Below are 26727 nucleotides of genomic sequence, written 5' to 3'. Positions count from 1 at the left end.
TCCTATCCTTCGACAAGCGCAGCGGCGGGCTGCGGCGTGGCCCGAGAGCCTACCGCGCCGCGCACCGTGTCGACGAGGCCCGCCGCGTCTTCAGGCTCGACGTCGGCACGCCACGCGACCTGGCCATCGGGGCGCACCAGCACCAGGCGGCGCTCGTACACGCGCTCGGCCTCCTCGTGCTCGATGTCGACCACGCGCAGCGGCACGCCGGCCGCTGCGGCCGCGGCAACGATCGCGTCGACCGGCGGCGGCTCGGCGCCGAATCGCAGCAGCACGAACTCGCGCCCGAACAGGTCGAGCGTCGAACGCCCCGGCTCGAGCCAGACGTGCGGCGCACGCGAGCCGGGCCGCGCGGTCTGCACGTACCTCGACACCTCGTCGGGCGGGCGCGGCGTGCCGTCGGGCACGAGGATCGGGGAGCCCTCGTAGACGTAGCCGAGATGGATGCCGATCGAGAACCACTCGCGCTTCATCATTTCGGTGTAACGCGCGCCGTACTCGCGGCGCGCCGCGTCGATGTCGGGCCCGTCCCGATCGAACACCGCCGGGTCGGGCTTGAGGATGCGCGGCGACAGCATGCGCTTGAGGTTGTCGCCCGCCTCGCTGACGTTGCGCACCGCAACCGGCTGCTGCTCGCTCTCGTAGGTGTCGAGCAGCGCATCGCCGCCCCAGCCCTGCAGCACCGCAGCGAGCTTCCAGCTCAGGTTGACGGCGTCCTGGATGCCGGTGTTCATGCCGAAGCCGCCGGTCGGCGAGGTGAGATGGGCGGCGTCGCCGGCGATGAAGACCCGTCCCTTGCGGTAGTGGTCGGCGACGAGCTGGCGGCGCACCCAGGGCAGCATCGAGAGGATCTCGAACTCGAACTCGCGGCCGACCGCGCGCACGATCGCGCGCCGCACTTCGTCTTCGCCGACCGCGCGACGCTGGTCGTCGCCGACCAGCGAGAAGCGCCACTGGTCGCGCCCGTTGATGGCGACCAGCGTCGCCCAGGTGCCTTCCGGTCCGATGAAGATGTAGCGGTACGCGGGCGCCTTGGTGTGCAGGCGCTCGAGGCCCTCGCAGCGGAAGATCACGTTGGTGGTGTACGTGAGCACCGCGTCGCCGGTCATGCCGATGCCGAGCCACTGGCGCACCCGGCTCGCGCCACCGTCGCAGCCGACGACGTACTCGGCCTCGACTGTCTCGGTGCGGCCCGATTTCGCCTCGGCGAGCGTCGCGACGACGTGGCTGCCGCGGTCGTCGAGGCCGGTGAGCTCGGTCTCGTGGCGCAGTGTCACGCGCCCGCTCTGTCGGGCGAAGCGCAGCAGCACCGGGTCGAAGAAGTTCTGCGGGCAGCGCTCGCGCTTCTGCGGGCTCTGCGGCGGGCACTTCTCCTGGCTCGGCGCGGGAAACGGCTCGCGCCCGAACTCGTAGCCGTTGAGGTCGGTGACCCACGCGCAGTCCTGCGGGTAGTCGCGGTTGTAGCCGGCGCTCTCGACCCAGGGCACGATGCCCCAGCGCCGGCAGAACTCCATGGTGCGGATGCCCACCATGTCCATGCGCGGTTGCGTGATCACGCCGTCGCTCTTCTCGACGAGCAGGCATTCGACGCCGCGCCAGGCGAGGTCGCCTGCGAGCGCGAGCCCGACCGGACCGGCGCCGACGACGAGAACCGGGGTTCGTTGGCCCATGGTGTGCTGCATCAACGCACCAGCGCGCGGCCGATGACCATGCGGTGGATCTCGTTGGTGCCTTCGATGATCTGGTTCAGCTTGGCGTCGCGCATCATCCGCTCGAGCGGGTATTCCTTCGAGTAGCCGTTGGCGCCGAACACCGACACCGCCTCGGTGGTGACCTCCATCGCGATATCGGTGACGTAGCACTTGCACATCGACGCGATCACCTGGAGCCGGCTCAGGTCGCCCGAATCGATCTCGTCGCAGATGCCGTAGAGCATGTGGCGCGCGGCCTCGATCTTCATCGCCATGTCGGCGAGCTTGAACTGCATGCCCTGGAACTGGCCGATGGGCTTGCCGAAGGCGCGGCGCTCCTTGCAGTAGGCGACCGACAGGTCGAGCGCCGCCTGCGCGAGACCCAGCGACGACGCCGCGATGGTCGGCCGGTTGAGGTCGAGGATGCGCATGCACGCGCTGAAGCCTTTGCCCTCCTCGCCGACCAGCGCGTCGCCGGGCACCACCATCTCGTCGAAGAAGATCTCGTGGTTGGGCGCGCCGTTGCGGCCCATCTTCTTCTCCTTGCGACCAAGGCGAAAGCCCGGCGTCTTCACGTCGACGAGGAAGCAGCTGATGTTCTCGTGCGGCGGACCGTCGCCGGTCTTGGCGAACACGAGCACGACATCGGCGACCTCGGCCCAGGTGATCCAGCACTTCTGGCCGTTGATGACCCAGTCGCCGTTCGGTTGGCGCACGGCGCGGGTCTTCATGCCGGAGACGTCGGAGCCGGCGTGCGGCTCGGTCATCGCGACCGCCGCCATCAGCTCGCCGCGCGCGGAGCGCGGCAGATAGGTGCGCTTCTGCTCGTCGGTGCCGAAGTGGACCAGCGGCAGGATGAGGCCGATCGAGTTGTTGCAGCAGAGCGTCGACGCCGTCAGCGAGCCGCGTGCGGTCTCCTCCTTGGCGATGCACACGCTCGTGAGGTCGCCCCCCGGGCCGCCGTATTCCTCGGGCACCCACATCTGCAGCAGCCCCATTTCGCCCATCGCCCGACGCCAGCCGTCGGGAAAGCGATCGGACTCGTCGATCTCGGCGGCGTGCGGCGTGATCTCCTTCTCGGTGAAGCGGCGGACCGCGTCGCGCAGCGCGAGCTGCTCCTCGGTGAATCTCATTCGGTGCTCCTGCGTTGCAGCGACTCTAATGGTCTGTCCATTTGGCGTCAATCGCGGGGCTTCAGCCGAGCGGGATCACGTGCTCCTCGGCCCAGATGCCGCGAAAGCGCTGGTAGTCGATCACCGTCGAGCTGCTCGTCTTGCGCTCGGCACTGGCCCAGCCGGGGCTCGCGAGCGCCGCCTGCAGCGCCGCGACGTCGTCGAAGTGCAGCTCGACCACGCCGTCGCACGCGGGGTCGGGGGCGCCCGGAACGCGCAGCGGAAGATTGATCACGTACTTGCGCAGACCGGGCAGGTTGGCCTTCACGAACGGCGCGTGCACGTTGAACCAGAAGTCGCGCACCTCCTCGAGCGAGGCGCCGGCCGGGTGGCTGAAGATGGAGATGAACTTGATCACGAGGAGCCTTTCGGGATGGCGCGGGAGGCGGGACGGGTGCCCGGGGTGACGCCGGTGCGGCCGCCGTCGACAGGCAGCACGACACCGGTGATGTACGAAGCGTCGGGTGACGCCAGGAAGCGCACCGCGGCGGTCACCTCGTCGGGGTACGACGGGCGGCCGAGCGGCGTGTGCGGGATCAGCGGCTGCGCGCTGCCCCGATCGGTCGAGATCGACGCGACGACGACCGTGCGGCCGGTGAAGGCATCGCTCATGCGGCGGGGTCGCGGCGCGCGCGCTCGGCGGCGTCGGCGGCGGCGATGCGGCCGAACACGCAGCCCTTGCCGAGCGACGAGCCGCTCATGTACGACGCGCCGTGAAAGCCGCCGGCGACCTCGCCGACCGCGTAGAGGCCGTCGATCGGCGCACCGAACACGTCGAGCACGCGCGCGCCGGTATCGGTGCGCAGGCCGCAGTACGTCGACGTGAGCCCGGTCGTGCATGCGATGCCGTAGAACGGCGCGCGCTCGACCAGGGTCGGCGTGCCGTAGCCGGTGCTCAGCGAGGTGCGGCCGAACTCGTCGCTCGAGCGGCCGTCGCGCGCGTCGTTGTAGCGGCGCACCGTCTCGGCGAGACCGTCGGCGTCGATGCCGAGCGCGGCGGCGAGGCCGGCGAGCGTCGGCGCCTCGCGGATCAGCCCGGCCGCATGCGCGGCGCGGTAGTCCGCGACGCTCGGCAGCGGCGACGACTGGTCCATCACCTGCTGGTCGAACACCTGGAACGCGACCGCGCCCGGCTGTTCGAGGCAGCGGTCGCCGATCACCTTGTACGACAGCGACTCGTCGACGAAGCGCCGGCCGGCGCGGTTGACGACGATCGCGCCGCGGTACATCGCCGACAGGATGCGCGGCGCGCGGTCTTCGTGGCCGGGCGCCGGCGCGTCGACCGGGGCGCCGAAGGTGCCCTTGGTGAAGCCCATGTCGACAAGGTCGGCGCCGAGCGCCCACGCCATCCGGAGGCCGTCGCCGGTGTTGCCTTCGCCGCCCATCGGCCGAGCCGCACGCAGGTGCGGCGCGAAGCGGTCGACGAGCTCGCGCGAGCGCGAGAAGCCGCCGGTCGCGAGCACCACGCCGCCGCGCGCGACGAGGCGCTCGCCGCCGGCGAGCTCGACGCCGATCACGCGCCGCTCGGCACCCTCGCCGCGCGTGAGAAGACGTGCCGCCGCGGCGTCGCTGCGGAAGCTGACGAGCCCGCTCGCGAGCGCGCGCTCGTGCAGCAGCCGAAGCGCCTCGCGCGGGTTGGTGCCGTGGTTGCGCGGCACCGACTGCATGCCGCTCAGCGACACCTGGTCGAAGGGAATGCCGAGACCCTGCAGCCAGCGGTACGCGTCGTACTGCCGCTCGGCGTAGGTATGGACCAGGCCCCGGTCGTTGAACCAGCCGCCCGCCTTCATCAGGTCTTCCTCCAGCAGCTCGGGCGAGTCGGGGACGCCCTTGCTCTTCTGCACGTCCGTCCCGGCGAACGCGAACGCGCCGCCGCACATCGCGGTGCTGCCACCGTACCTCGGCGTCTTCTCGAGCCAGGCGACGCGCGCACCTGCCTCGGCCCCGGCAAGCGCGGTGCAGTGGCCTGCCATGCCGGCACCGACGACGACGAGGTCGAAGACGTCCGCCTGTCGGCCCGCTGAGCGGCGGGTGGTCACGTCGTCGTCTCGCCCTGCGGGCATGGCCGTGGACGCGTTCGCGTGGGTGCCAGGGGTCGGCGCAGCGGCCATTCGATCGGTGTTCATGTGGGAGCCTTCAATCGCAGTGCGCAGACCGCGTCAGTTCGCCTTGATGTCGAGCACCTTGACGATGCGCTGCAGCTCGGCCGATTCCTTCTGCAGGCCGGCGGTGATCGCCGCCGGCGTGTTGGCGTCGGTCGGCGTCTCGCCGCCAAGCTCGCGCATGCGGGCGGCGAACTCTGGCTCGCCGAGGATCTTCTTCACCGTGCGGTGCAGGAGGTCGAGCGTCGGCTGCGGCGTCCGGGCCGGTGCGAAAAGGCCGAACCAGGTGTCGAGGTCGAGGCCCTCGAGGCCGAGCTCGGCCATCGACGGAACGCTCGGAAACAGCGCGCTGCGCTTCTCGCTCATCACCGCCAGCGGGCGCAGCTTGCCGGCCTCGAGGTTGCCTTTGGAGTCGTTGCCGGTCGCGAGGGCCCACTGGATGTCGCCCGCGAGCAGCGCCTGCAGGGTGCCCGGCGTGCCCTTGTACGGCACGTGAACGAACGAGGTGCCGGCGGCGACGTTGAGCATCTCGGACCCGAGATGCGAGAGCGCGCCCACGCCCGACGAGCCGTACGCCGCCGGCTGGCCGTTGGCCGGCTTGCCGCGCACCAGCAGGTCCGGCAGCGTCCTGATCGGCGACGTCGACGGCACGACCAGCAGCAGCGGCGAGCGGAACACGATCGCGATCGGCGCGAGGTCGCTCATCCGGTAGCCGACGTCCTTGTTGACGTGCGGCACCGCGGTGATCGGACCCGCGACCGTGAAGACGAGGGTGTGGCCGTCGGGCTCGGACCTGGCGACGGACTGGGTGCCGAGGCCGCCCCCGGCACCCGCACGGTTGTCCACGATCACCTGCTGCCCGAACTCGTCGGACAGGCGCCTGGCCAGGATGCGGCCGACGACGTCGGTCGCGCCGCCCGGGGGGAACGCGATGACGAGCCGCACCTGCTTGGTCGGGAAGGACTGCGCGCCGGCGCCGCCGGCGAGCAGAAGCAGGCCCGAGAAGGCAGCGGCCAGGACGATCTTCGGCATGACGTCTCCCCTTCCCGGTGCCGCCGCGCCGGCGCGCCGCCGCTGGCGGGCGCGTCGGTGAACTATGGTCTGACCATTATCACGGCATCCGGACCGGCCGATCAAGCGCCGCGCGCGCATCGGGCGCGGCCGCGTTGACGCACCCGGAGCTTGGTCATACCATTTGCAACGCGGCTGCCGGGGAGGCATCGCGCCTGCATACAGCCGAGGAGACATGATGGCCCTCTCGCGTCGAAGCCTGCTGACCGCCGCCGCGCTGCTGGCGCTCGCCGCCGGCCCGGCAGCCGCCCAGCGCTACCCGACCAAGCCGATCCGCCTGGTCGTCAACTTCGCCGCCGGCGGCACCAGTGACGTGATGGCGCGTGCGCTCGCCAAGCCGCTCTCGACCGCGCTCGGCCAGCAGATCATCATCGAGAACAAGACCGGTGCGCTCGGCGCGATCGGCGCCGCCGAGGTCGCGCGCGCGGCACCCGACGGCTACACGCTGCTCCTCACCACCCAAGGCTCGCTCACCGAGATCCCGGTGCTCTCGCCGCAGACCCCGTACGACCCGCGCACCGCGTTCGCGCCGGTCACGATGATCGGCGAGTCGCCGCTGGTCCTGTTCGCGCACCCGAGCTTCCCGGCCAGCGACATGAAGAGCTTCGTCGCCTACGCGAAGTCGCAGCCCCAGGGCGTCGACCTCTCGGTGACCGGATCGAGCGTCAAGCTCGGGGCCTACGCGCTCGCCGGCGCCGCCGGCATCAGGATCAGCCAGATCCCGTACGCCGGCCAGGGCCCCGCCCTCACCGCGGCGCTCGGCGGCCACACGCCGCTCGCCCTCAACACGTCGTCGACCACGCTGATGCAGCACGTGCAGGCGGGGCGCCTGAAGCTGCTCGGCGTCGGCACGCCGGGCCCCTACAAGCTGCTGCCGGGGGTCGCGCCGATCGCGGAGACCCTGCCTGGCTACACCGCCAGCGCCTGGTGGGGGGTCTTCGCCCCCGCGGGAACCCCGCCCGACGTGGTCGACCGGCTCTACCAGGCGTTCAAGCGCGCGCTCGCCGAGCCGGGCATCGACGAGCTGTTCGTCGCGAACGGGGTGTCGCAGGTCACGACGACGCCGGCCGAGCTCGGCGCCATCGTCGCCAAGGGCATCGAGCAAACCCGCGCACTCGTCAAGCAGCACCACATTCCGCAGGAGTAAGGCGCGGGCGCCGCGGCAACGCGTTCCATGCGGCCGCCGCGCGGCCACGAGGGCACCGTCCGCGTCCGGTCCAGGCGGTGCGATCGCGACCGGCGCGCAGGCGTCAGTTGATCCGGATCCCCTTCTCGCCGATGAAGCGGCGCCACTTGGCGAGGTCGCTGCGCAGCACGCTCTCGAGGTACTTCGGGCTGGTGTCCTCCGCGGGATCGACCGCGATGTCGCGCATGCGCGCCCGCGCTGCCGGCAGCGCGAGGAAGCGCGCGACCTCGCGCCCGATGCGCTCGACCGCGTCGGCGGGCGTGCCGGCCGGCGCCATCAGGCTGTACCAGGTGGTGACGACGAAGCCCGGCAGGCCCTCCTCTTCCATGGTCGGCAGGTCGGGCGCCGCGCCGAGCCGCCGAGCGCCGGTTACCGCGAGCCCGCGCAGTTTGCCGGCGGCGATGTGCGGCAGCGACGACGTGTCGCCGAAGATCATGTCGATCTGGCCGCCCATCACGTCGATCATCGCCGGGCCGGCGCCCTTGTACGGCACGTGCGTGGTCTCGACCTTGGCGAGCAGGTTGAACATCTCGCCGGAAAGGTGCGGCGTTCCCCCGTGCCCGGACGACCCGTAGGTGAGCTTGCCGGGCTGGGCACGCGCCGCGGCGATGACGTCCTTGACCGAATGGAACGGGCTCTTCGGGTTCACCACCAGGATGTTCGACGACGTGTAGACCATCGCGACCGGCGTGAAGTCGCGAATCGGGTCGTAGCCCGGCTTCTCGTAGAGGTTGGGGTTGATGGCCATCGTGCTGTTGACCGCCATCAACAGCGTGTAGCCGTCGGGCGGCGCCTTCGCCACCATCGCGGCACCGAGGCCGCCGTTCGCGCCCGGCTTGTAGTCCACGATCACGCGCTGACCGAGCCCCTGGCTGAGGTGTTCGCTCACGAAGTTCCCGAACGTGGTGCCGAGCCCGCCGGGCGCGTAGGGCACGATCAGCGTGATCAGGCGGTCAGGGTATGCCGCACGCGCCGGTCCGGCGAAGAAGCCGCTACCGGCGGCCAGCCCGAGCGCCAGCGCGCCGCGTCGATCGATGCCGTTCATGGTCGGTTTCCTCCTGTCGCTGCGGTGTGTGCAGCAGCCAGCTCGACGAGCGGCTCGTCGGTGTAGAGCCGCAAGGGGCCGGCCATGCCGAGCGCGTGGTGGCCGCGCGCGACCACGAGGCGGTGCAGCGAGGCCAGCACGCCCGTCATCGGCATCGCCGCGGTCGCGCTGCGGCCGAGCTCGAGTGCGATCTCGAGGTCCTTGAGCGCGTTGAAGCTCGACCCGATCAGCTCGCCGCCGAGCATCTGCGGCGCGTAGCGGCGCAGCACCGCGGAGTCGGCGAGCCCGCCTTCGATCGCCTGGGGCAGCCGTGCGACGTCGAGACCGAGCCGCGCCGCGAGGTGCAGCGCCTCGGCGAGCACTGCGCAGGTGCCGAAGCTGATCATCTGGTTGCAGGCCTTGCCGACCTGGCCGCTGCCGGTGGCTCCCAGGTGCGTGACCCGGCTCGCGAAGCTCATCAGCACGGGCCGCGCGCGCTCGACCGCGGCGGCGTCGCCGCCGGCGAACACCGCGAGCGAGCCTTCGCGCGCGCCGACCGGCCCGCCCGAGACCGGCGCGTCGACCCACTCGATGCCGGCCTCGCGGCGCGCGCGCTCGGCGATGCGGCGGGTCGCCAACGGGTGGATCGTCGAGTGGTCGGCGACCAGCAGACCGGCATGCGGCGCGGCCGCGACGCCGCCCGGCCCGAACATCAGCGTCTCGATCGCCGCGTCGTCCGTCACGCACAGGCACAGCAGCTGGACGCGCTCGGCAAGCGCCGCCGGGCTCGGCGCCAGATGCGCACCCGCGGCAACGAGCCCCATCGCCTTGGCGGGGCTGCGATTCCACACGTGCAGCTCGAATCCCGCAGCGAGCACGCGCTCGGCCATCGGCGCTCCGATCGCGCCGAGGCCCGCCCAGCCGACACGCCGCACGGGGGCTTCGCCGGATGCCGCCACGCCTATTCGACCTTCATGTTGGCGGCCGCCGCGACCGCCTTGTAGCGCTCGTACTCGCGACCGACGAAGGTGCGCGTCTCGGCGGGGTTGCGGGGCGCGACGTCCTGCCCGAGCGCGGCGAACTTCTTGCGCAGCTCGGGGTCGGCGAGCACCTCGGCGAGCGCCGCTGAAATGCGCGCTGCGGTGTCCGGCGGGATGCCCGCAGGGCCGATGACCGCGGTCCACGGCGCCTGCTCGACCGCCGGGTAGCCGGCCTCGGCGACGGTCGGCACGTCGGGCAGGTCCGGGAGGCGCGACGCCCCGGTGACCGCCAGGGCGACCAGCTTGCCGCTCTTGATGTGCTGCAGCGCGACCTGGATGTTGATGACGTGCATCTGCACGCGCCCTTCCATCAGGTCGGGCAGCGCGGCGCCGTCGCTCTTGTACGGCACGTGCGCGATGTCGATGCCGGTCTCCTTCTTCAGCACCTCGGCCGCGAAATGGTTGCCGGTGCCGATGCCGGCCGACGAGTACGCGAGCTTGCCGGGGTTGCGCTTGCTGTAGGCGACGAAGTCGCGCAGCGTGCGCACCCCGAGCTGCGGCGGCACCACGATCACCAGCGGGTACTGCACCACGGTGCCGAGGTAGGTGATGTCCTTCTGGATGTCGAACGGCACCTTCTGCAGGTGCGGCAGCATGACGAGGGTGCCGGTCGAGCTCATCAGCAGCGTGCGGCCGTCGGGCGCGCTCTTCTTCAGCTCGGTCATCGCGAGCACGCCGCCACCGCCCGGCTTGTTGTCGACGACGATCGTGGTGCCGAGCTTCTTCGCGAGCGGCTCCGCCACCAATCGCGCGGCGACGTCGGTGCCGCCTCCGGCCGCGAAACCGACGATGAGGCGCGTCGGTTCGCCGGCCGCGCTGTTCTGCGCGTGGGCGTTGGGGGCGGCGAGCACGCCGAAGGCGAGCGCGAGCGGTGCCGCCCACCGCGCCAGCACGCGGGCTCCCGGCATTCGTGTGCGAGCGTACATCGGCAGCCTCCTGGCGTTGGTCGGACCATTCGCGACTCTATCGATCGACTGCAATCCGGTTCTCGTGGAAAACGCGAATCCTCGCTTGTGGACGAATGTCGAACTGCGGGCGATCCCCACCTCGCGCCTGGCCGCGCGCACCTACGATCGCGCAGCCGTATCGACGACGCCCGAGCCATGCCACCCTCGTTCGAAACCCTGCGCTGGGAACTGGACGGTCCCGTCCTGACGATCACGCTCGACCGCGCCGACCACATGAACGCGATGACGCGGACCATGCGGCGCGAGCTCTGCCGCGTGCTCGACCTCGCCGACGGCGACGACGCGGTGCGGGCGGTCGTCTTCACCGGCGCCGGCACGCGCGCGTTCTGCGCCGGCTTCGACCTCGCCGGCGGCCCGGCATCGTTCGACCCCGCGAACCGCGCCGACGATGCCGTCGACGAGCCCGACCGCGACGGCGGCGGCGTGCTCGCGCTGCGCCTCTTCGCGAGCACCAAGCCGCTGATCGCCGCGGTGAACGGCGCCGCGGTCGGCATCGGCGCCGCGATGACGCTGCCGATGGATCTGCGCATCGCCGCCGACGGCGCGCGATTCGGCTTCGTCTATGCGCGCCGCGGCATCGTGCCCGACGCCTGCGCGAGCTGGTTCCTGCCACGCGTCGTCGGCATCGGTCGGGCGCTCGAGTGGTCGCTGAGCGGGCGCCTCGTCACGGGGGCCGAGGCGCTCGCCGGCGGTCTGGTGCAGCGCCTCGTCCCGGCGGACGAGCTGCGCGGCGCCGCGCGCGCCGCCGCGCTCGAGATTGCCGAAAACACCGCCCCCGTGTCCGTCGCGCTGACGCGCCAGCTGATGTGGCGGATGCTGGGCGCCAACCACCCGATGGCCGCGCACCGCCTCGAGAGCCGCTTGATCGCCGAGCGCGGCGCGTCCGCCGACGCACGCGAGGGCGTCGCCGCATTCGCCGCCAAGCGCAAGCCCGCCTTCGAAGGGCGGGTGAGCGAGGCGTTCGCGGCGCCCGAACCGTGGCGCACGGACCCGCCGTTCGGCGCTTGCGACGAGCGCTGAGTCTCGCGACCACCGCGTTCGCGCCGGCCGCGCCCGTGACGCGCTGCCGCGGCTCGGGCGTCACCCCATTGACGGCGCGGCATCGGAACAATATGGTTCAACCAATGAGATCCACTCGGCAGGAGATCCAGCCATGAACCCGTCGCGTCGCGCCACTCTCAAGTCAGCCGCCGGCCTGCTGACGGTGTTCACGCTGCCGGCGAGCCTGGCGCAGCCCGGTTACCCCAACGCGTTGATCAAGGTGGTGATCCCGACGCCGGCCGGTGGCGGTCACGACGCCATGATGCGGGTGATCGGCGAGAAGCTGACCGCGAGCTGGGGCCAGCCGGTGATCGTCGAATCCAAGCCCGGTGCCTCGGGCGCGATCGCCGCCACCACCGTCGCCAAGGCGCCTCCCGACGGACACACGCTGGTGCTGGGCTACAGCGCGCTCATCAGCAACGTCGTGCTGATGCCGAACCCGGGCTACAAGCTCGAGGAGCTGGCGCCCGTGTGCATGCTGGCGCTGACGCCGATCGCGATCGGCGTGCGCTCGTCGCTCGGCGTCAAGACGCTGGCCGAGTACGTGACGCTCGCCAAGTCGCGGCCGGGCAAGCTCACCTACGGCTCGTACGGGCAGGGCTCGGGCGGTCATTTCGTCGGCGAGCTGCTGAACGGCGCGGCGGGCATCGACGTGACCCACGTGCCGTACAAGGGCGAGGCACCCGCGATCCAGGACCTGCTCGGCGGCCAGATCGACGCCGCGATCACCTCGGTCGGCGCGGTGTCCCGTTACCCCGACAAGATCGTTCCGCTCGCCGTGTCGAGCCCGCAGCGCTTCGTGCGCTACAAGGACGTGCCGACCTTCGCCGAGACCGGCTATCCCAGCGTCAACATGCCGGGCTGGGGCGCCCTCTTCGCCCCTGCCGCCACCCCGCAGCCGATCGTCGACAAGGTGGCTGCGGAAATGGCGCGAATCCTCGCCCTTCCCGACGTTCCGCCGCGCCTCCACGAGCTCGGCTTCGACCCGCTGCCGTGGGGCCCAGCGCGTCTGCGTACCTTCATGACCGAGCAGATGGCGCAGACCCGCAAGCTCGTCGAAAGCGGGCGCGTCAAGCTGTGAGCCCACCGCGCCACGCGCTGGTCACCGGGGCGGCGGGCGGCATCGGTCTGGCCATTGCCGGCGCCCTGGCGCGCGACGGCCTCCACGTCGTCCTGGCCGACCGCAGCGAGGCGGTGCTCGAAGCCACCGCCCGCCTGGTCGCCGAAGGCCTGCGCGCCAGCGGCCACGTGGTCGACGTGGCCGACGAGACGCAGCTGCTCGCGCTTGCCGCGGCGCTCGACGCCGACGGCGGCTGCGACGTTCTCGTCAACAACGCCGGCGTGCACCCCAAGCGCGGCGGCGGCCACTACGCGCTGCCCGACATCGACACGGCGCAATGGGAGCAGGTGCTGCGCGTCAACCTCACCGCGCCGTTCATCCTCTGCCGCGAGCTGGTGCCAGGCATGCAGCGGCGCGGCTGGGGTCGCATCATCAACATCGCCTCGCGCGCCGGCCGCACGTTCATTGCGCCGGCCGGCATGCACTACTCGGCCTCGAAGGCCGGCCTGATCGGCCTGACGCGGCAGATCGCCGGCAGCTACGCGGCGCACGGCATCACCGCCAACTGCATCGCACCCGGGCGCATCGAGACGCCGCTCTCGAACCAGTCGTCGCCCGACGTGATCCGGGCGTCGGTCGCCGCGATCCCCGCGCAGCGCCTCGGCAGCGTCGACGAGATTGCCGCCACTGCACGCTTTCTGGCGTCCGACGGCGCCGGCTACATCACCGGCGTCTGCGTCGACGTGAACGGGGGCGCGTTCATCGGGTGAGCACGCGTCGGGGCCCGGTCAGCCCATGAAGCTGCCGCCGTTGGCGTCGACCACCGCGCCGGTGATGTAGCCGCCGTCGTCGGAGCACAGGAAGGCGACGATCGCGGCGATCTCGTCGGGCTGTGCGGCGCGCCCGAGCGGAATCGACTTCAGTGCCGCCGCGGCAGCGGCCGGCGGCACCCGGCTCGTCATCGGCGTCTCGACCCAGCCGGGCGCCACGCAGTTGGCGGTGATCGCGTGCGGCGCGCACTGCAGCGCGAGCGCGCGCGTCATGCCGATCAGCCCGGCCTTCGACGCCGCGTACTGCAGGCCGCCGGTGATCGCGCCGGTGCGGCCGGCGCGCGACGCGATGTTGACGATGCGGCCCCAGCCGCGGCCGCGCATCGCCGGCACCACCGCCTTGCAGAGCAGGAACGGCGCCGTCAGGTTGACGCCGATCACCGTGTTCCAGTCGTCGAGCGTGGTCGCGTCGAGATCGAAGCCGGCACGTCCGCGCGAGGTGCCCGCGTTGTTGACGAGCATGTCGACGCCGCCGTGCTCGGCGTCGACGCGCGCAACCAGTTCCGCAATGCCTTCGGCGCTCGCGAGGTCGGCGCCGACGGCGTGCGCGCGCAGCGTGTCGAGCTCCGCGTTCAGCGCGTCGGCGGCCGGGGCGAGCGTCGACGCGCGATCGACCATCAGCACGCGGTGCCCCTGCCTCAGCAGACGGCGCGCGATGGCGAGACCGATTCCGGACGCCGCGCCGGTGACGAGTGCGGTACGCGACGGCGGCGGGCTCACGTCGACGCCTCGCGCCGCACGACCAGCGTCAGCATGTCGGCGACCATCGCCGGCTTGGCGGCGCCCTCGAGCTCCATGGTGTAGCGCCGCCGCAGCAGCGTTCCCTTGGGCGCCGGCTCGGCGGCGGCCAGATGCATGTGCAGGCGAACGCGCGCGCCGACCTGCACCGGCGTCGGGTAGCGCACCTTGTCGAAGCCGTAGTTGAAGGCATGGCCGTGGCGGCGCACCCTGACGATCTGCGATGCGAGCCCCGGCACCAGCGACAGCGTGAGGAGGCCGTGCGCGATGGTGCGGCCCTCGGGGAGCTCGCGGCGCGCCCGCTCGACGTCGACGTGGTACCAGTTGCGGTCGCCCGTGAGCTCGGCGAACGCGTCGATCATCGGCTGATCGACCGTCAGCCACGCGCTGCATCCGAGATCACTGCCGACGTGGTCGGCAAGCTGGCTGAGGTCGTCCACTTCAAGCATCGTCATCTCCGTTCGGGGGCGCGCTTCGAGCCGATCGCTGCGCCGACCTGCCGATATGCGGTCACGGTGCGATGCTTGGCGCGCCGGCGGCTCGCGCTACATTATCAATGGTCCGACCAAGCGAGTCGATGGCGGGACCGATCACGCAACCTCACTCGAAAATCGATATGTCCACCAGGCCCGGCATGCCCCGGGAACACGCCGAAGCGATCGCGCTCGAGGCGCTCGACCAATGGGCACGTGCGTTCGCCGAACGCGACCCGGACGCCATGGCGCGGCTGCACAGCGAGCGCGCCCTCTTCTTCGGCTCGCGGCCGCAGCTCTATGCCGGACGCAGTGGCGTGCGCAGCTACTTCGCATCGCTGCGGCCGCGCAGCAGCAACAGCGTGCGCTTCAGCGACGTCGCCGCCGAGGCGCTCGCCGACACGGTCATTCAACTCGCGGCGACCGCCTGGTTCACGGTCGACCACCGGGTGCCGATCCCGATGCGCGTCTCGCAGACGCTGGTCTGCGAAGACGGCCAGTGGGTCGTTGCCCAGCACCACGCCTCGCCGCCGCCGGCCGCCACCTGAACGAGGAGCATCCATGAGCAACGACATCCTGATCGCGCGCCCGGCGCCGCACGTGGGCCTGGTACGGATCGACCGCCCCGAAAAGCGAAACGCGCTGAGCGTGCCCTTGCGCAAGGAGCTCGTCGCCGCCTTGCAGTCGCTCGACGACGACGCCGACGTGCGCGCGATCGTGCTCGCCGGCAGCGACCGCATCTTCGCGGCCGGCGCCGACCTTTCGGAAATCGTCGATGCGAGCGCCATCGACATGATGCTGCGCGCGACGAACCGGATGTGGGCCGCGATCGCCCGGCTCACCAAGCCGATGGTCGCTGCGGTGCGCGGCATCGCGTTCGGCGGCGGGCTCGAGCTGGCTCTGCACGCCGACCTCATCGTCGCCGGCGAGAGCGCACGCCTCGGCCTGCCCGAGATCAAGGTCGGCCTCATGCCCGGCGCCGGCGGCACCCAGCGCCTGCTGCGCCTGCTCGGCAGACAGCGCACGCTGATGCTGTTGCTGACCGGTGACGCGCTCACGGCGCCCGAAGCGCTGGCGCTCGGCATCGTCAACCGCGTGGTGCCTGACGATCAGGTCGACGCCGAGGCGCTCGCGCTGGCGGGCCGAATCGCCGCGATGCCGCCGCTCGCGGTGCGGCAGATCCGCGAGGTGGTGAACGCCGGCGCCGACTGCCCGCTGGACGCTGCGCTGATGCTCGAGCACAAGGCCCTGCAACTGCTCTGCGCGAGCGAGGACAAGCGTGAAGGCATTCGTGCGTTCCTGGAGAAGCGAACTCCGGTGTTCACCGGGCGCTGAACTCGGCCGGTCGCTGCCTGGGCCGCGCCGTGGCGAGCGCGGCGCGTTGCGGCGGCGAATGCTCCGTCGCGGACGAGCGGGTCAACCATCCGCACGCCGGGTCTCGGACCGCCACGCGCGAGCCTCACGGCCGACCGAGCGCGGCGCCCCTGCCGCGCCCCTATTCGCTGCAGCCCCCTACTCGGGCGTGACCTTCGCCGCCTTCACCTGCTCGGCCACCGACGCGCTCTCCTCGCGGATCGTGCGCACGAGCTGATCGCGGTCGCCGGCCACGACCGTGAGGCCCTTCGACACGGCGTTGGCCTCGGCGAACGCCGGGTCGGTGAGGATCGCGCGCACGTCGTTGCGGATCCGGTTGGTCACTTCGGCCGGCGTGCCCGCCGGCGCGAAAAGGGCATACCAGATCGACGTCCGCACATACGGGTAGCCTTCTTCCGCGGTGGTCGGCACCTTCGGAAACTGCGCGACCCGGCGGGAGCCGGCGACGGAGATCGGCTTGATGCGCCCGGCGGCGATCAGCGGCGCGGCGACCGCAGCCGACCCGGTGCCCAGCATCACCTCGCCGCTGGCGAGCGCCTGCAGGTTCGGCGTGATGCCCTTGTACGGCACGTGCAGCAGGTCGGTGCCTTCGCGCACGTTGATCGTCTCGTACAGCAGGTGCGGCTGGCTGCCGATGCCAAACGAGCCGTAGTTCAGCTTGCCTGGGTCGCGCTTGGCAAGCGCGATCACTTCCTTGAGGTTGTTCGCCGGCAGGTTGGCGTTGGCGATCAGCAGCTGGTCGCTGATCACCATCATCATGATCGGCTCGAAGTTCTTGTCGGGGTCGTACGGCAGCGACTTGTAGAGGAAGCGGTTCGCGACCATCGACTGGTTCACCGTCGCGAGCAGCGTGTATCCGTCGGGCGGCGCCTTCGCGACCGCCTCGGTGCCGATCAGCGACCCGGCACCGCCGCGGTTGTCGATGACGATCGGCTGCTTCCAGCGCGTGGTCAGCTCGTTGGCGATCGCCCGGGTCAGGATGTCGATGCCGCCACCGGGCGCGAACGGGACGATGACGCGGACCGGGCGGCTCGGCCAGGACTGGGCCTCGGCCTGCGAAGCAGCGGTGCCGAGGAACGTCGCCGCGGCGCCGGCGAGGAGAAGAGAAAGAACACGTCGCAAGATCGAATCTCCAGGAATTGCGCCATCCGATGCGTGCGTCACGCGCGGCGGCGCGGCGGCCCAGCCGGCAACGTCAGCGTCAAGCGCGGGGGCACAGCGGGGCGGTGGGCTCGCGCGTGCTGCCGTGATCGGCTGCCTCGCCGGCCGGTCCGCGGCGCGATCGTACCCATAGGTCGGACCAGGCTGTTGCGCGGAAACCCTGTTCCCGACACACGGCGGGAGATGCATGTGGCGTTCATTCGCGTGGCGCCAAATTGGCATGTCCATCAGCGAGACCGGGCACTCGAGTCAAGCCTTGCTTGCCCGACAGCGCTGGGTCTGCGCCTGCCCTGCGCCTACAGCGAGGGTCGCGCCTGCGGCTGAGCTGAGAGGTGCCCGGGCTGCGACGTCGACGGTCACCGCGCTCGGGTCGACGTCGGTTTGCTACCGGTCACGACACGACGCGGAACCATTCGCCGTCGCATCGCGCAGGGCGGGCACACCGTAACGGGAGACGGGCGAACGACGGGCAAGATTCGGCTCATCGGTGGTAGGGGCGAGGCGGCTCGCGCTGGAGCCTGCAATCAGCGCGTCGTAGCCCTCAAGTCCGCGTCGTTGGCTGTACTGCGCCGCCGTTCGACGTGCCTCACGGCGTCGCGCCAGTGTCGCGGGGCCACCCTCGAGCGCCTCGATGATCGCTCGGTGCCAGCCCGGCACATCGAAGAAGTTCACCAGCGTGCCGTTGACGTCGGGCACGATGACGTCGTGCAAGGGTGCCGTATCCGAGGCGACGACGAGGGCCCCGCAGGCCATCGCCTCGAGCAGTGACCAGCTCAGCACGAACGGATAGGTGAGATAGCAATGCACCGCGGAGACTTGCATGAGCCTGACGAACTGCTGTCTTGGGACACGGCCGACGAAATGCGTGCGAGCCGGGTCGACCCGGACTTCGGCCAGCATGTGCTCGACCCAGTTCGCCGCGTTTTTCGGCCGGGCGCCGTAGCTGACGTCCGTGCCGCCGACGATGACGGCGCGGCAGGTGGGATGCCGGCGCTGCACCTGCTCGAGCGCACGCATGAAGATGTGAAAGCCGCGATAGGGCTCCAGGTTGCGCGCGACGAACGTGATCACCGGGTCGCCACACTTCAGCACGGTTCCATCCGCGAGCTTCAGCGCGGCGTTGGCGTCGGGGCCGAGTTCATGCGTCGGGATGCCCTCGTGCTGCAGCGCGATCGACGGGTGAAAGATCGCCGGGTGCTGAGCCTTCTGCCAGGGCGTCGGCGTGACGGCGGCGTCGCAATGCGTGAGGTTCAACGCGTGCAATCCGTTCCACGTCCGGATGCGCGCACGGTCGTCGAAGGTAGCGGGGAACTCGGGGTCGAAGCCGACATCCGCACCCGTGCCGCGGTAGTACCACTCGCAGTAGTGCACCAGGCGGGCATCGGTGAAAACGTCCTTGGCGTACAGGCTCTCGCCCCAGCCGGGATGTGCCACGATCACGTCGGGGGTGAAGCCGCGCGCCCTGAGGTGCAGCATGGCGCGCGCCGCCGCCTGCCCGTGAAGGGTGGCAGCTTCCATCAACCGAAGGTATGGGTGCGCCGCACGGCCGGCGGTTCGACTCGCGAGTCGATACCGCGTCAAGGCGCCGAAACTGGCCACGCCGGGGGCCGTGTCGCGAGCGAGCGCACGTACCTGCCAGCCGGGACGTGCCGCCCATGCAGCCGCAAGTGCGCCGAACTGGCCGGGGAAGTTCTGGTGAATGACAAGCAAGCGCATGCTGCGCCCTCGAAGCGATCTGTCGCCCGCTCGTGCAATACCGCGGTGAGAACCGAAAGCCGGCGCTTGATCGAACGATCGCCGAGCCCGCGACCGCTCACCTGCTAGCCAGCAGCCACGCGCGGCGCCGCCGGGCCCCTCCGGCATCGGGCCAAACGCCGCTCATGGCCCCCAACTTGCCGCCAGCGTCGGCGCGAGCACTTGTTGCATGTTTGGCGGCAGCACCGTCGCGCCGGCGGCCGGTGGCGCGAACGCAGCCATGGCATCGACCAACCCCTGCACCCTCGACTCGAGCAGGGTGCTACCGTCGGCGAGCCGGAACTCTTCGACGCGGTCGGCACGGGCGACATACCAGTCACGCACGACGATCTGATCGGCAGTACCGACGATGCTGACCTCCAGCGCATGGCCCGTCTGGCGGAACCACAACTGGTCCCGTTCGACGCCCTGCAGGAACTGCAGTACGTCGGTGTTGCCGAACGCGGTGTCGTGGTCCTCGATCACGTCGGAGCCATAGTCACGGGCGAAGAGATAGCTCCTCAGCACCGTCAGCAGGCTTTCGAAGAGCACGACGACGACGAGGCCGACGACCAGCACGTCCAGCGTGGCCAGGCCTCGATGGACGAGCACCTTGTCCATCACGACCTGGAAGAACAGCGGGCTGACGAGCGCGAACAGTTGCAGGAAGAGCGAGACCAGCAGCACCTCTCCGAACAGGCGCCGGTACTTCACGAGGCTCGGAATGAACCAGCTGAAGTCGAAGCGCGCCAGATCGCCGGCGATGCTCGCCCGGCTCGCCACGAGGATGAGTTGACCGGTCCACTGCCCGTCGAACGCATCGACGGACTCGATCGCCGGCCGGCCGCCCGCCGACGGGCGCGAGGGATCCATGAACAGGACGCGCCGGCCGTCGCATTGCGCGAGCAACAGCACACGACCGTCGCTCATGAGCGCCAGGGCCGGCAGCGGAACCAGCGTCAGCCGCTCGGTCGAGCTGCGAACGAGCTTCGCCTTCAGCCCGAGCTCACGCGCGCCGAGCAGCAGATCACTGGGCGTCAGCGGCTCGGACGCGGCTTTCCCCAGTCGATGCAGCAGTGCCGCCGGATCGGCGCCCACCTGGTGGAAGCGTGCGATCAGTGCCAGCGCCTCCAGTGCCGCAGAGAAGGCGGTGGGGCTCGACGACCGCGAGGCGCCGGCACTCTCAGGCACGGCGCCGCCCGACGAGCTGCCGCGCGAGGCGGAGGTAAAGGGGGCCGCTGAGGCGGCGGCGGCAACGGTCACGAAGGTCTTTCGGCGCCGTGAAACCAAGGGCGCTGAACGACTGTAGGCGCAGCCATCGGCCGTCGATCCCACCCGTCCGAGGGCCGTTGGAGGTGACGCATCGGAGCGGTCCGGGACGCGTCGGCAGACGCCTCGAGGCCCGGCTCATCGCCGCATCGGCCGGCCGCGTGCGGTCGGCGCGCACCTAAGTGGCATGGACGACGGCTTCGCGCGGAACGATGTCCGCAACGATCACGAAGACGCGGACCCTCGCGCCCCGCGCGGGAGCCACCGAGCGGGAGGGGATGCTCCTCAGGACCGCGCTAGCGCGACGGCACCGGCACCATCGGCGCATCCTCCGACGGCAGCCACAGCACGGTCGCGGACGTGCAGAGCGCAATGCCCGCGAGCACCAGCAGCAGGGTGTCGAATCCGACGCCCTTGACCAGCGGCCCCAGCAGCCAGAGCGCGAGCGAGCTGAGGCCGAGCGACACCGCGAGGCGCATGCCGGCCACGCGCGAGCGCATGTGGTCGTCGACGTAGCGCGCGATCACGGTTTCCGTGAACGGAATGGCGCCGAACACGAAGACCATGGTGCCCAGCAGCGCCGCATACAGCCACCAGCCTTGTGCGTGCGAGGCGAGCAGCAGCATCGGCACCTGCGCGAGCGTGATCCCCAGGTAGAGCGGTTTCAGCGCGACGCGATCGATCAGGCCGCCGACGACGATCTGCGCCAGCGATGCGATCGCATAGACGGCGCCGAGCAGCAGGCCGAGCGTCGCCGGGTCTTCCATCACGCCGTGGAAACGCTCGTTCAGCAGCTGCGCGTTGCCGTTGGTCGTCAGGTTGAACAGCATGCTGCCGGTCGCGGCCGCGACGGTCATCACGCCGAGCACGCGCGCGAGCTGTGCGCGCGTGAGCGGCACCACCTGGCCGCGCTTGCGCTTGGCCGGCGCTTCGCTCTCGTGCGGCACCACGCGCATGAAGACGAAGCCGAGCACGATGGCCACGGCACCCGGCAGCGCGAACGCAGCGCGCCAGCCGAGCCACTGCACCAGGAAGCCCGTGAGCACCGCGCTCACCGCAATGCCGAGGTTGCCCACCAGCCCGTTGAGGCCGATCGTCGCGCCCGGTCGCGCCGCCTGCTGCAGCAGCATGGGAATGCCGACCGGGTGGTAGATCGACGCGAACGCGCCGATCAGCGTGAGCGCGCCCGCCAGCTGCCACGGCCCGGTGCTCAGCGCCGCGAGGATGGCCGCGGCGCCGATGCCGAAGAAGAACACGACCATCATCGAGCGCCGACCCCAGAGGTCGCCCAGGCGCCCGGCCGGCATCGAGCCCACGCCGAACAGGATGAACGCGCCGACGCCGTACGGCATCAAGTCTTCCCAGCGGCTGAAGCCGAAGTCCCGTGCGATGGTGCCGACCGCCGCCGCGAAGATCAGCAGGAACATGTGGTCGACCGCGTGCGCGACGTTGAGCAGCGTGACGACGGACTTCGAATGCATGGCGCGCCCCCGGTGAGCGCGGCAGTTTGCCCGATCGCGCGGCGGCGTCGGACGTGCATGGCTCGGGACTTTCACCCGGCTCCGACTGGACGGTCGGGCGGGCCGAGGCCCGCCGCGCCCGACGGCGTGAAGACGCCTTGGCGATCAGTTCTTGCCGGCCGCCACGCGCGCTTCCCACTGGCGCTTGGCTTCGGCCTTCTGCGCCTCCGCGCGCGCCGCTTCCTCGGCCATGCGGCGCTCGAACTCGACGCGATAGTCGGCGATCTGCTCCGCGAACTTCTCGGGGTTGCGCGACGTGACGTCGGCTTCGCGCTCGGCGCGGCTGCGCGCAGCAGCCTCGACCGCGGCGTGCGCACGCGCGGCCTTGCGCACCGCGGCCGGATCACCCGGCGCCGGTCGCGCGAGGGCCCGCCGTGCGGCCTCCTGCGACGCCAGATGCTCGGCCTCGAGACGGGCCGCCCTCGCCTTCGCGGCGGCTTCGAGAACCGCGGCCGCGTTGTCGGCGCGCGTGGGCGGCGGGGGTGGTTTCGGCGGGCTGGCCGTCGGCGCAACGACCGGTCGGCGTCGCTCGATGCGCGGCGGCAGATCGCCGTCGTCCTCCGGCGCGACCTCGCGCGGCTGGCGCTTCGTACGCTCGACGTCATAGAGCGTGTGCGGATCGCGGTCGAAGCCACGGCCGCCCGGCGAATCGAGCAGGAGCCCCGGCGTGCGCGACGCGCGCCGCACCTCGGACGGTTCGCGATCCGACCGCGCGGTGCCGACCGGCGGGGTCTTGTCGGCAGCGCTGCCGGCCTCGGGCGTCGCGCCCGGCGTCGGCTTGGCGCCTGCATCGGCAGACAGCGGCGCCGGGCTGGACACGGGTGCGGAAGCAGCATCGGCATCGGCTCCGGCCTCGCTGCCGGCTGCCGCGTGAACATCGGCATCGGCACCGGGCGGGAGGCCGTCGACGGCTGCAGCGACCGCGCGGTCCGCAGCATCGGCATCGACATCGGCCGGAGGCGCTGCGCGCTCGTCCGCCCACTCGAAGCCGGTGCCGGTGTCGGCCTCGAGGTCCAGGTCGACGTCGGGCGGCGTCGCCGCCGCCTCGGGTGCGGCGGTTTCGGCCGCGTCGATTCGTTCCTCGTGGACCGCATCGACCAGGCTGGCCGGCGCGGAGACCGCCGGGTCTTCGTCCTCGAGCTCGGAGTCGGCGTAAACGGTCGGGCGCGCCAGCGGCGCCGGCGCGGCCGCGGCCCGGCGCGACCAGCGCAGGTAGACGAGCCAGGCCACGCCGAACAGGGCCGCAGCAACCGCCGCGCTGACGAGGCCGGCCAAGATCCAGGTATAGGACGAGTCCACGATGATCCGCTTGTAGGGGTACCGGAGCTTAGAGCGGACCATCGGCCGGCGAACGCCCGAGATGACGGGCTTTCCGGCGTCTGTTCGAGCCGACGCCGGTCAGCCGGGCTCGACCTGCAGCTCGCGGACCGGACGCACTTCGATGCTGCCGTACTGCGCCGGCGGGATGCCGGCGGCGATCTGGATCGCCTCGTTGAGGTCCTTGGCGTCGACCAGGTAGAAGCCGGCGAGCATTTCCTTGGTCTCGGCGAACGGCCCGTCGAACAGCGTCGTCTCGCCGTTGCGCACCCGCACCGTCGTCGCGGTGTGGGTGCCGTGCAGCGCGTCGGCGGCCAGCAGCCGGCGACTGCCGGCGAGCTGCTGCGCGTACTCGGCGCAGACCGCGTCGCTGCAGGCGCTCCAGTGCGCGGCGTCGAGGTAGACCAGGCAGAGGTACTTCACAGCGTTGCCGCCATTTCGGCGAGCTGCGCGGCGCAGGTGCCCCAGCCCTCGTGAAAGCCCATCTTCTCGTGCGCCTCGCGGTCCTCGACGTTCCAGTGGCGCGCGCGAGCGGTGTAGCGCGTGGTGCCGTCGCGCAGGTCGTCGAAGGTCACGATCAGCGTCATGAACGGCTTCTCGGACGGCTCCCAGGCGCTCACGTAGGCGTCGGTGACGACGAGGCGCCGGTTCGGCACGATCTCGAGGTAGACGCCACGGTTCGGGAACTCGGTTCCGTCGGGGCCGCGCATCACGACGAGGTTCGAGCCGCCGACGCGCAGGTCGACTTCCGCGTGCGTGGTGGTCCACGGCCTGGGCGTGAACCATCGCTTCATCAGCTCGGGCTCGGTCCAGCAGCGGAACAGCTTGTCGGGCGACGCCGCGATGTCGCGGGTGATGACGAGATCGCGATCGGTCGTGTTCATCGGCAGGCTCCTCGGACGGTCACGACGCGAAGGGGATCGGCTCGCCGCCGACCGCCCAGCTGATGCCGTGGCGATCGGTGAGCATGCCGAAGGTGCGCGCCCAGAAGGTCGGGCCCATCGGCATGGTCACCTGCCCGCCTTCGGCGAGCGCCTGGAACGCGCGCTCGGCCTCGCCGACGGTGTCGAACTGCAGCGCGAGCATCGCGCCCTTGACGCCCTCGTACGGCATGCCGTGCGGCGGGTCGCCGGCGAACAGCATCGCGCCGCCGGGCAGCACCAGCGCGGCATGCATGATGGCGTCGCCGCTCTGCGCGGCGACATTGCCGCAGCCGTCGCTCGGCGCGCTCGCCGGCATGTCGGCGTAGCGCAGCATTGCCTGAATGGTGGCGCCGAGCGCCTTCTCGTAGAACGTGAACGCCTCGCGCGTGGTGCCCGGGAAGCTCAGATAGGGGGTCAGCGTGGTGGCCATGGGACTCCTGCAAAGGTCGGTTGAGTGTTGCGGGCAGGACGCCTGCACGATGTAGTCGAACCGCGACGGCGGCTTTCGACACCCCCGCGCAGATTCTTTTCTCAGCCCTCGAGCTCGGCCAGGCGCTGCAGCAGGAAACGGCGCTCGGGCTCGTGGCGCGCGAGCTCGGCGGCCGCACGGTAATGCTCGCGTGCCTCGGCGTGGCGGCCGGCACGACGGTTCAGGTCGGCGGCAGCCGCGTGCGCCGGCGGGTAGTCGGGCAGCTGTGCGAGCAGCGGTGCGATGAGCGCCAGTCCGGCTTCGGCCCCGTCGCGCATCGCGAGCGCCACCGCGCGGTTGAGCGCGACCACCGGGCTCGGCTCGACGCGCAACAAGGCGCCGTAGAGGCCGACGATCTGCGGCCAGTCGGTTGCCGCCGCGCTCGGCGCCTCGGCGTGCAGGGCCGCGATCGCGGCCTGCAGCGCGTATGCGCCGAAGCCGCGCGTGGAGAGCGCCGCCTCGGCGAGCGCGCAACCCTCCTCGATCGCCGCGCGATTCCAGAGGGAGCGATCCTGCTCGTCGAGCGGCACCAGCTCGTCGTCATCGGTGCGCCGCGCCGGGCGCCGCGCGTCATGGAGCAGCAGCAGCGCCAGCAGACCGGTCACCTCAGGCTCGGGCAGCAGCGCGTGCAGCAGCCGCGCGAGGCGGATCGCCTCGGCCGCAAGCGCCTCGGCGCGCGTCGCGTGCGCCTCGTTGAAGAGGAGGTAGACGACGCGCAGCACGTCGGCCAGGCGCGCCGGGCGCTCGGCCGGCCCGGGCACCTCGTACGGAATGCGCGCGGCCGCGATCTTGGCCTTGGCGCGCACGATGCGCTGCGCGAGAGTCGGCGTCGGCACCAGGAACGCCGCGGCGATCGCTTCGGTGGTGAGACCGCAGACCTCTCGCAGCGTGAGCGCGAGGCGCGCCTCCATCGAGAGGCTCGGGTGACAGCAGGTGAACACGAGGCGCAGGCGGTCGTCCTCGATGGCGTGGACGGCGTCGACCTGCTCTTCCCAGCTGGGCGCGCTGTCGGCGAGCGCCTCGGCGTGCTCGGCGGCGTCATCCCAGTCGACGAAGCGGCGCGAGCGACGCATCCGATCGATCGCCTTGAAGCGCCCGGTCGACACCAGCCAGGCCACCGGGTTGTCGGGAACGCCGCGCGCGGGCCACTGTTCGGCGGCGGCAACGAAGGCGTCGTGCAGGGCCTCCTCGGCGGCGTCGAAACTGCCGAGCAGGCGCACCAGCGTCGAGAACACCGTGCGGCTCTCGTCGCGGTAGAGCGCGGCGATGGTGTCGTTCATGCGCCGGAGGTCGGCTCGATCGCCGCTGCGGCGTCGGCGGGGTACGTCACCCGGTCGCCGTCGATGCGGGCAAAGCGCGTCAGCCGGTGTCGCTGCAGACGCGTCGCGCTCGCGATTTCGGCGCTCGCCACGCCACGCGCAAGCAGCGCGTCGGCGATCAGCGAGCGATGACAGCGCCAGGGCACCGCCTCCGCACACATCAGCGCGAGGCGAGCGTGCGCGGCGAGCTCGATCAGGTGGTCGAGTTCGGCGCGGAACGCCGGCGTCTGCATGTAGTCCGCGTAGCCGCGAAAGGACAGGTTGCGCCAGCCGGCGTTCGGCGAGTCGGCGAGCGGCCGGCGGAAGCCTCCGAGCCCGGCCACGTGCGCGTAGCCGATGCCTGCCGACTGCATGGACGCGGCAAGCGCGTCGGTCGCGAACTGCGGGTTGTGGCGCGAGCGCGGCACGGTGCGCACGTCGATCAGCCGGGTGACGTCGTGCCCGCGCAGCAAGTCGACGAACGCCTCGATGGGCCGTGTCGAATGGCCGACCGTGAGCACGGCATAGCGCGTGTCGTCGTCGCCCGCGTCGCCTTGCGTCCCCGCAGCCGCTCGACGCGTGCGCTGCGGCGCGCTCGTTGCGACAGCGATTGCGAGTGCGCCGGCGCTCGCGGCGATCGGTGACGCGGCCGGCGCCGGGCCGCAGCACGCACGGAACTTCATGGGAACGCTTCGATAGATTGCTGGGTCGAAGGTTCGATTCTGCGTTGGTGCCGGCGAAGCCCCAATCGCTGCCCCAGCCCGCGTGCAAGCCGATCGCAGCGACAGCGGATACCTCGCAAACCCACCCCTGCCCAAAGCGGTTCGAGCGCGGCGCTTTGGGACGGCGGCAAAGGTCCGACCTATCCTCGGACCGCGTCGCCGGCGCGAGTGCGGAACGCCGGCGCGGCCGACGTCGAAACGCCTACACACCGACCGCGGCACGCGAGCGCCGCTCGACGTGAGCGAGAGCCGCCGGTCGCGCAGGCGCAGGCGGGCGTCGAGACCTCTCGCCCCTCGCGCGCGACCTGGAACGCAGCGCACGAGGGCCAGCTACAAAACACCTCGTCGCGCCGATTTTGTGGGAACAGCGGTGCCGGCGAATACAGTTTCGAAACTTGCGCCCGAATATCTCAGGTGCCTTAATACCCGCCAATCCCTGTCGAACAAATTTACATCGAACGGTCGCCGGCGCGCCGAGCCATATCGTGACAACACGTTATGTGTTTGGCATAGAAACTGCAGACCGAATCTGCGGCGTCCGGAA

27 protein-coding genes are annotated in these 26727 nt (G+C 71.1%); 6 read left to right on the top strand and 21 right to left on the bottom strand.

Features of this window, described 5'->3' with window-relative positions; translation table 11 throughout:
• Positions 1 to 2: 2 nt before the first annotated feature.
• From HQN59_RS10025 to HQN59_RS10000, 6 genes are all read right to left on the bottom strand, one after another.
• Positions 3 to 1670: an FAD-dependent oxidoreductase gene (locus HQN59_RS10025; protein ID WP_246294825.1), complete on the bottom strand. Its 1668-nt coding sequence runs from the start codon at positions 1668 to 1670 to the stop codon at positions 3 to 5.
• Between the two features lie 11 nt (positions 1671 to 1681).
• Positions 1682 to 2824: an acyl-CoA dehydrogenase family protein gene (locus tag HQN59_RS10020; protein ID WP_176068756.1), complete on the bottom strand. Its 1143-nt coding sequence runs from the start codon at positions 2822 to 2824 to the stop codon at positions 1682 to 1684.
• Positions 2825 to 2885: 61 nt separating this feature from the next.
• Complete coding sequence (locus HQN59_RS10015) at positions 2886 to 3221, bottom strand: EthD family reductase (protein WP_176068754.1); 336 nt, start codon at positions 3219 to 3221, stop codon at positions 2886 to 2888.
• Positions 3218 to 3475 (bottom strand): SDR family oxidoreductase, encoded by a 258-nt coding sequence (locus HQN59_RS10010; protein WP_176068752.1) that lies wholly within the window; start codon positions 3473 to 3475, stop codon positions 3218 to 3220. The genes HQN59_RS10015 and HQN59_RS10010 overlap by 4 nt, the downstream gene beginning before the upstream one ends.
• Positions 3472 to 4989, bottom strand: coding sequence for an FAD-dependent oxidoreductase (locus HQN59_RS10005; protein ID WP_176068750.1), 1518 nt, complete (start codon positions 4987 to 4989; stop codon positions 3472 to 3474). Before HQN59_RS10005 ends, HQN59_RS10010 begins: the two co-directional genes overlap by 4 nt.
• 33 nt (positions 4990 to 5022) lie before the next feature.
• The gene (locus tag HQN59_RS10000; RefSeq protein ID WP_176068748.1) at positions 5023 to 5997 is read right to left on the bottom strand and encodes a Bug family tripartite tricarboxylate transporter substrate binding protein; all 975 of its coding nucleotides are present in this window, start codon (positions 5995 to 5997) and stop codon (positions 5023 to 5025) included.
• Between the two features lie 217 nt (positions 5998 to 6214).
• Between HQN59_RS10000 and HQN59_RS09995 the strand changes: the two genes are divergently transcribed.
• Positions 6215 to 7183 (top strand): tripartite tricarboxylate transporter substrate-binding protein, encoded by a 969-nt coding sequence (locus tag HQN59_RS09995; RefSeq protein ID WP_176068746.1) that lies wholly within the window; start codon positions 6215 to 6217, stop codon positions 7181 to 7183.
• Positions 7184 to 7286: 103 nt separating this feature from the next.
• On the opposite strand, the gene HQN59_RS09990 is transcribed toward HQN59_RS09995, so the two are convergent.
• From HQN59_RS09990 to HQN59_RS09980, 3 genes are read right to left on the bottom strand one after another with little or no spacing between them, the layout of a single operon-like run.
• Positions 7287 to 8267, bottom strand: coding sequence for a Bug family tripartite tricarboxylate transporter substrate binding protein (locus HQN59_RS09990; RefSeq protein ID WP_176068744.1), 981 nt, complete (start codon positions 8265 to 8267; stop codon positions 7287 to 7289).
• Entirely contained in the window at positions 8264 to 9205 is a 942-nt protein-coding gene (locus tag HQN59_RS26795; RefSeq protein ID WP_176068742.1) for an NAD(P)-binding domain-containing protein, read from the bottom strand. Before HQN59_RS26795 ends, HQN59_RS09990 begins: the two co-directional genes overlap by 4 nt.
• Before the next feature lie 2 nt (positions 9206 to 9207).
• Positions 9208 to 10212, bottom strand: a complete 1005-nt coding sequence (locus tag HQN59_RS09980) for a Bug family tripartite tricarboxylate transporter substrate binding protein (RefSeq protein ID WP_176068740.1) — start codon at positions 10210 to 10212, stop codon at positions 9208 to 9210.
• 177 nt (positions 10213 to 10389) lie between these two features.
• On the opposite strand from HQN59_RS09980, the gene HQN59_RS09975 reads away from it, so the two are divergent.
• The 3 genes from HQN59_RS09975 to HQN59_RS09965 all read left to right on the top strand — a co-directional run bounded on the left by HQN59_RS09975 (position 10390) and on the right by HQN59_RS09965 (position 13125).
• A complete protein-coding gene (locus HQN59_RS09975) occupies positions 10390 to 11274 on the top strand; it encodes an enoyl-CoA hydratase-related protein (RefSeq protein WP_176068738.1) in 885 nt (294 codons plus the stop codon).
• Positions 11275 to 11407: 133 nt separating this feature from the next.
• The gene (locus tag HQN59_RS09970) at positions 11408 to 12376 is read left to right on the top strand and encodes a Bug family tripartite tricarboxylate transporter substrate binding protein (RefSeq protein ID WP_176068735.1); all 969 of its coding nucleotides are present in this window, start codon (positions 11408 to 11410) and stop codon (positions 12374 to 12376) included.
• Positions 12373 to 13125 carry a 3-oxoacyl-ACP reductase FabG gene (locus HQN59_RS09965; protein ID WP_176068733.1) on the top strand — a complete coding sequence of 251 codons (753 nt, stop codon included), beginning with the start codon at positions 12373 to 12375 and terminating at the stop codon, positions 13123 to 13125. Before HQN59_RS09970 ends, HQN59_RS09965 begins: the two co-directional genes overlap by 4 nt.
• Before the next feature lie 18 nt (positions 13126 to 13143).
• Here the strand turns inward: HQN59_RS09965 and HQN59_RS09960 are convergent, their stop codons facing one another.
• Positions 13144 to 13905: a 3-oxoacyl-ACP reductase FabG gene (locus tag HQN59_RS09960; protein ID WP_176068731.1), complete on the bottom strand. Its 762-nt coding sequence runs from the start codon at positions 13903 to 13905 to the stop codon at positions 13144 to 13146.
• Positions 13902 to 14372 carry a MaoC family dehydratase gene (locus tag HQN59_RS09955; RefSeq protein WP_176068729.1) on the bottom strand — a complete coding sequence of 157 codons (471 nt, stop codon included), beginning with the start codon at positions 14370 to 14372 and terminating at the stop codon, positions 13902 to 13904. The genes HQN59_RS09960 and HQN59_RS09955 overlap by 4 nt, the downstream gene beginning before the upstream one ends.
• A 167-nt stretch (positions 14373 to 14539) precedes the next feature.
• Between HQN59_RS09955 and HQN59_RS09950 the strand changes: the two genes are divergently transcribed.
• Both HQN59_RS09950 and HQN59_RS09945 read left to right on the top strand, forming a co-directional pair.
• Complete coding sequence (locus HQN59_RS09950) at positions 14540 to 14944, top strand: SgcJ/EcaC family oxidoreductase (RefSeq protein WP_176068727.1); 405 nt, start codon at positions 14540 to 14542, stop codon at positions 14942 to 14944.
• A 13-nt stretch (positions 14945 to 14957) separates the two neighbouring features.
• Entirely contained in the window at positions 14958 to 15731 is a 774-nt protein-coding gene (locus tag HQN59_RS09945) for an enoyl-CoA hydratase-related protein (protein WP_176068725.1), read from the top strand.
• Positions 15732 to 15908: 177 nt separating this feature from the next.
• Here HQN59_RS09945 and HQN59_RS09940 read toward each other — a convergent pair whose 3' ends face one another.
• From HQN59_RS09940 to HQN59_RS09895, 10 genes are all read right to left on the bottom strand, one after another.
• Positions 15909 to 16892, bottom strand: a complete 984-nt coding sequence (locus HQN59_RS09940; protein WP_176068723.1) for a Bug family tripartite tricarboxylate transporter substrate binding protein — start codon at positions 16890 to 16892, stop codon at positions 15909 to 15911.
• 423 nt (positions 16893 to 17315) lie between these two features.
• Entirely contained in the window at positions 17316 to 18647 is a 1332-nt protein-coding gene (locus tag HQN59_RS09935) for a glycosyltransferase (protein WP_176068721.1), read from the bottom strand.
• A gap of 162 nt (positions 18648 to 18809) precedes the next feature.
• Positions 18810 to 19928, bottom strand: coding sequence for a cysteine peptidase family C39 domain-containing protein (locus HQN59_RS09930; protein WP_176068719.1), 1119 nt, complete (start codon positions 19926 to 19928; stop codon positions 18810 to 18812).
• A gap of 302 nt (positions 19929 to 20230) precedes the next feature.
• Entirely contained in the window at positions 20231 to 21415 is a 1185-nt protein-coding gene (locus HQN59_RS09925; protein ID WP_176068717.1) for an MFS transporter, read from the bottom strand.
• Positions 21416 to 21559: 144 nt separating this feature from the next.
• The gene (locus HQN59_RS09920; protein ID WP_176068715.1) at positions 21560 to 22753 is read right to left on the bottom strand and encodes a hypothetical protein; all 1194 of its coding nucleotides are present in this window, start codon (positions 22751 to 22753) and stop codon (positions 21560 to 21562) included.
• 99 nt (positions 22754 to 22852) lie between these two features.
• Positions 22853 to 23194 carry a YciI family protein gene (locus HQN59_RS09915; protein ID WP_176068713.1) on the bottom strand — a complete coding sequence of 114 codons (342 nt, stop codon included), beginning with the start codon at positions 23192 to 23194 and terminating at the stop codon, positions 22853 to 22855.
• Entirely contained in the window at positions 23191 to 23655 is a 465-nt protein-coding gene (locus HQN59_RS09910; RefSeq protein WP_176068711.1) for an SRPBCC family protein, read from the bottom strand. Before HQN59_RS09910 ends, HQN59_RS09915 begins: the two co-directional genes overlap by 4 nt.
• A 19-nt stretch (positions 23656 to 23674) precedes the next feature.
• Positions 23675 to 24124, bottom strand: coding sequence for a VOC family protein (locus HQN59_RS09905; protein ID WP_176068709.1), 450 nt, complete (start codon positions 24122 to 24124; stop codon positions 23675 to 23677).
• 101 nt (positions 24125 to 24225) lie between these two features.
• Positions 24226 to 25443 carry an RNA polymerase sigma factor gene (locus tag HQN59_RS09900; RefSeq protein ID WP_176068707.1) on the bottom strand — a complete coding sequence of 406 codons (1218 nt, stop codon included), beginning with the start codon at positions 25441 to 25443 and terminating at the stop codon, positions 24226 to 24228.
• On the bottom strand, positions 25440 to 26144 hold the full coding sequence (locus tag HQN59_RS09895) for a DUF488 domain-containing protein (protein WP_176068705.1): 705 nt from the start codon (positions 26142 to 26144) through the stop codon (positions 25440 to 25442). The genes HQN59_RS09900 and HQN59_RS09895 overlap by 4 nt, the downstream gene beginning before the upstream one ends.
• Between the last annotated feature and the right edge of the window lie 583 nt (positions 26145 to 26727).

This window comes from Rhizobacter koreensis (assembly GCF_013366375.1).
In the GTDB taxonomy this organism is placed as follows: domain Bacteria; phylum Pseudomonadota; class Gammaproteobacteria; order Burkholderiales; family Burkholderiaceae_C; genus Schlegelella_A; species Schlegelella_A koreensis.
This window is presented reverse-complemented; position numbering and strand designations above follow the sequence as displayed.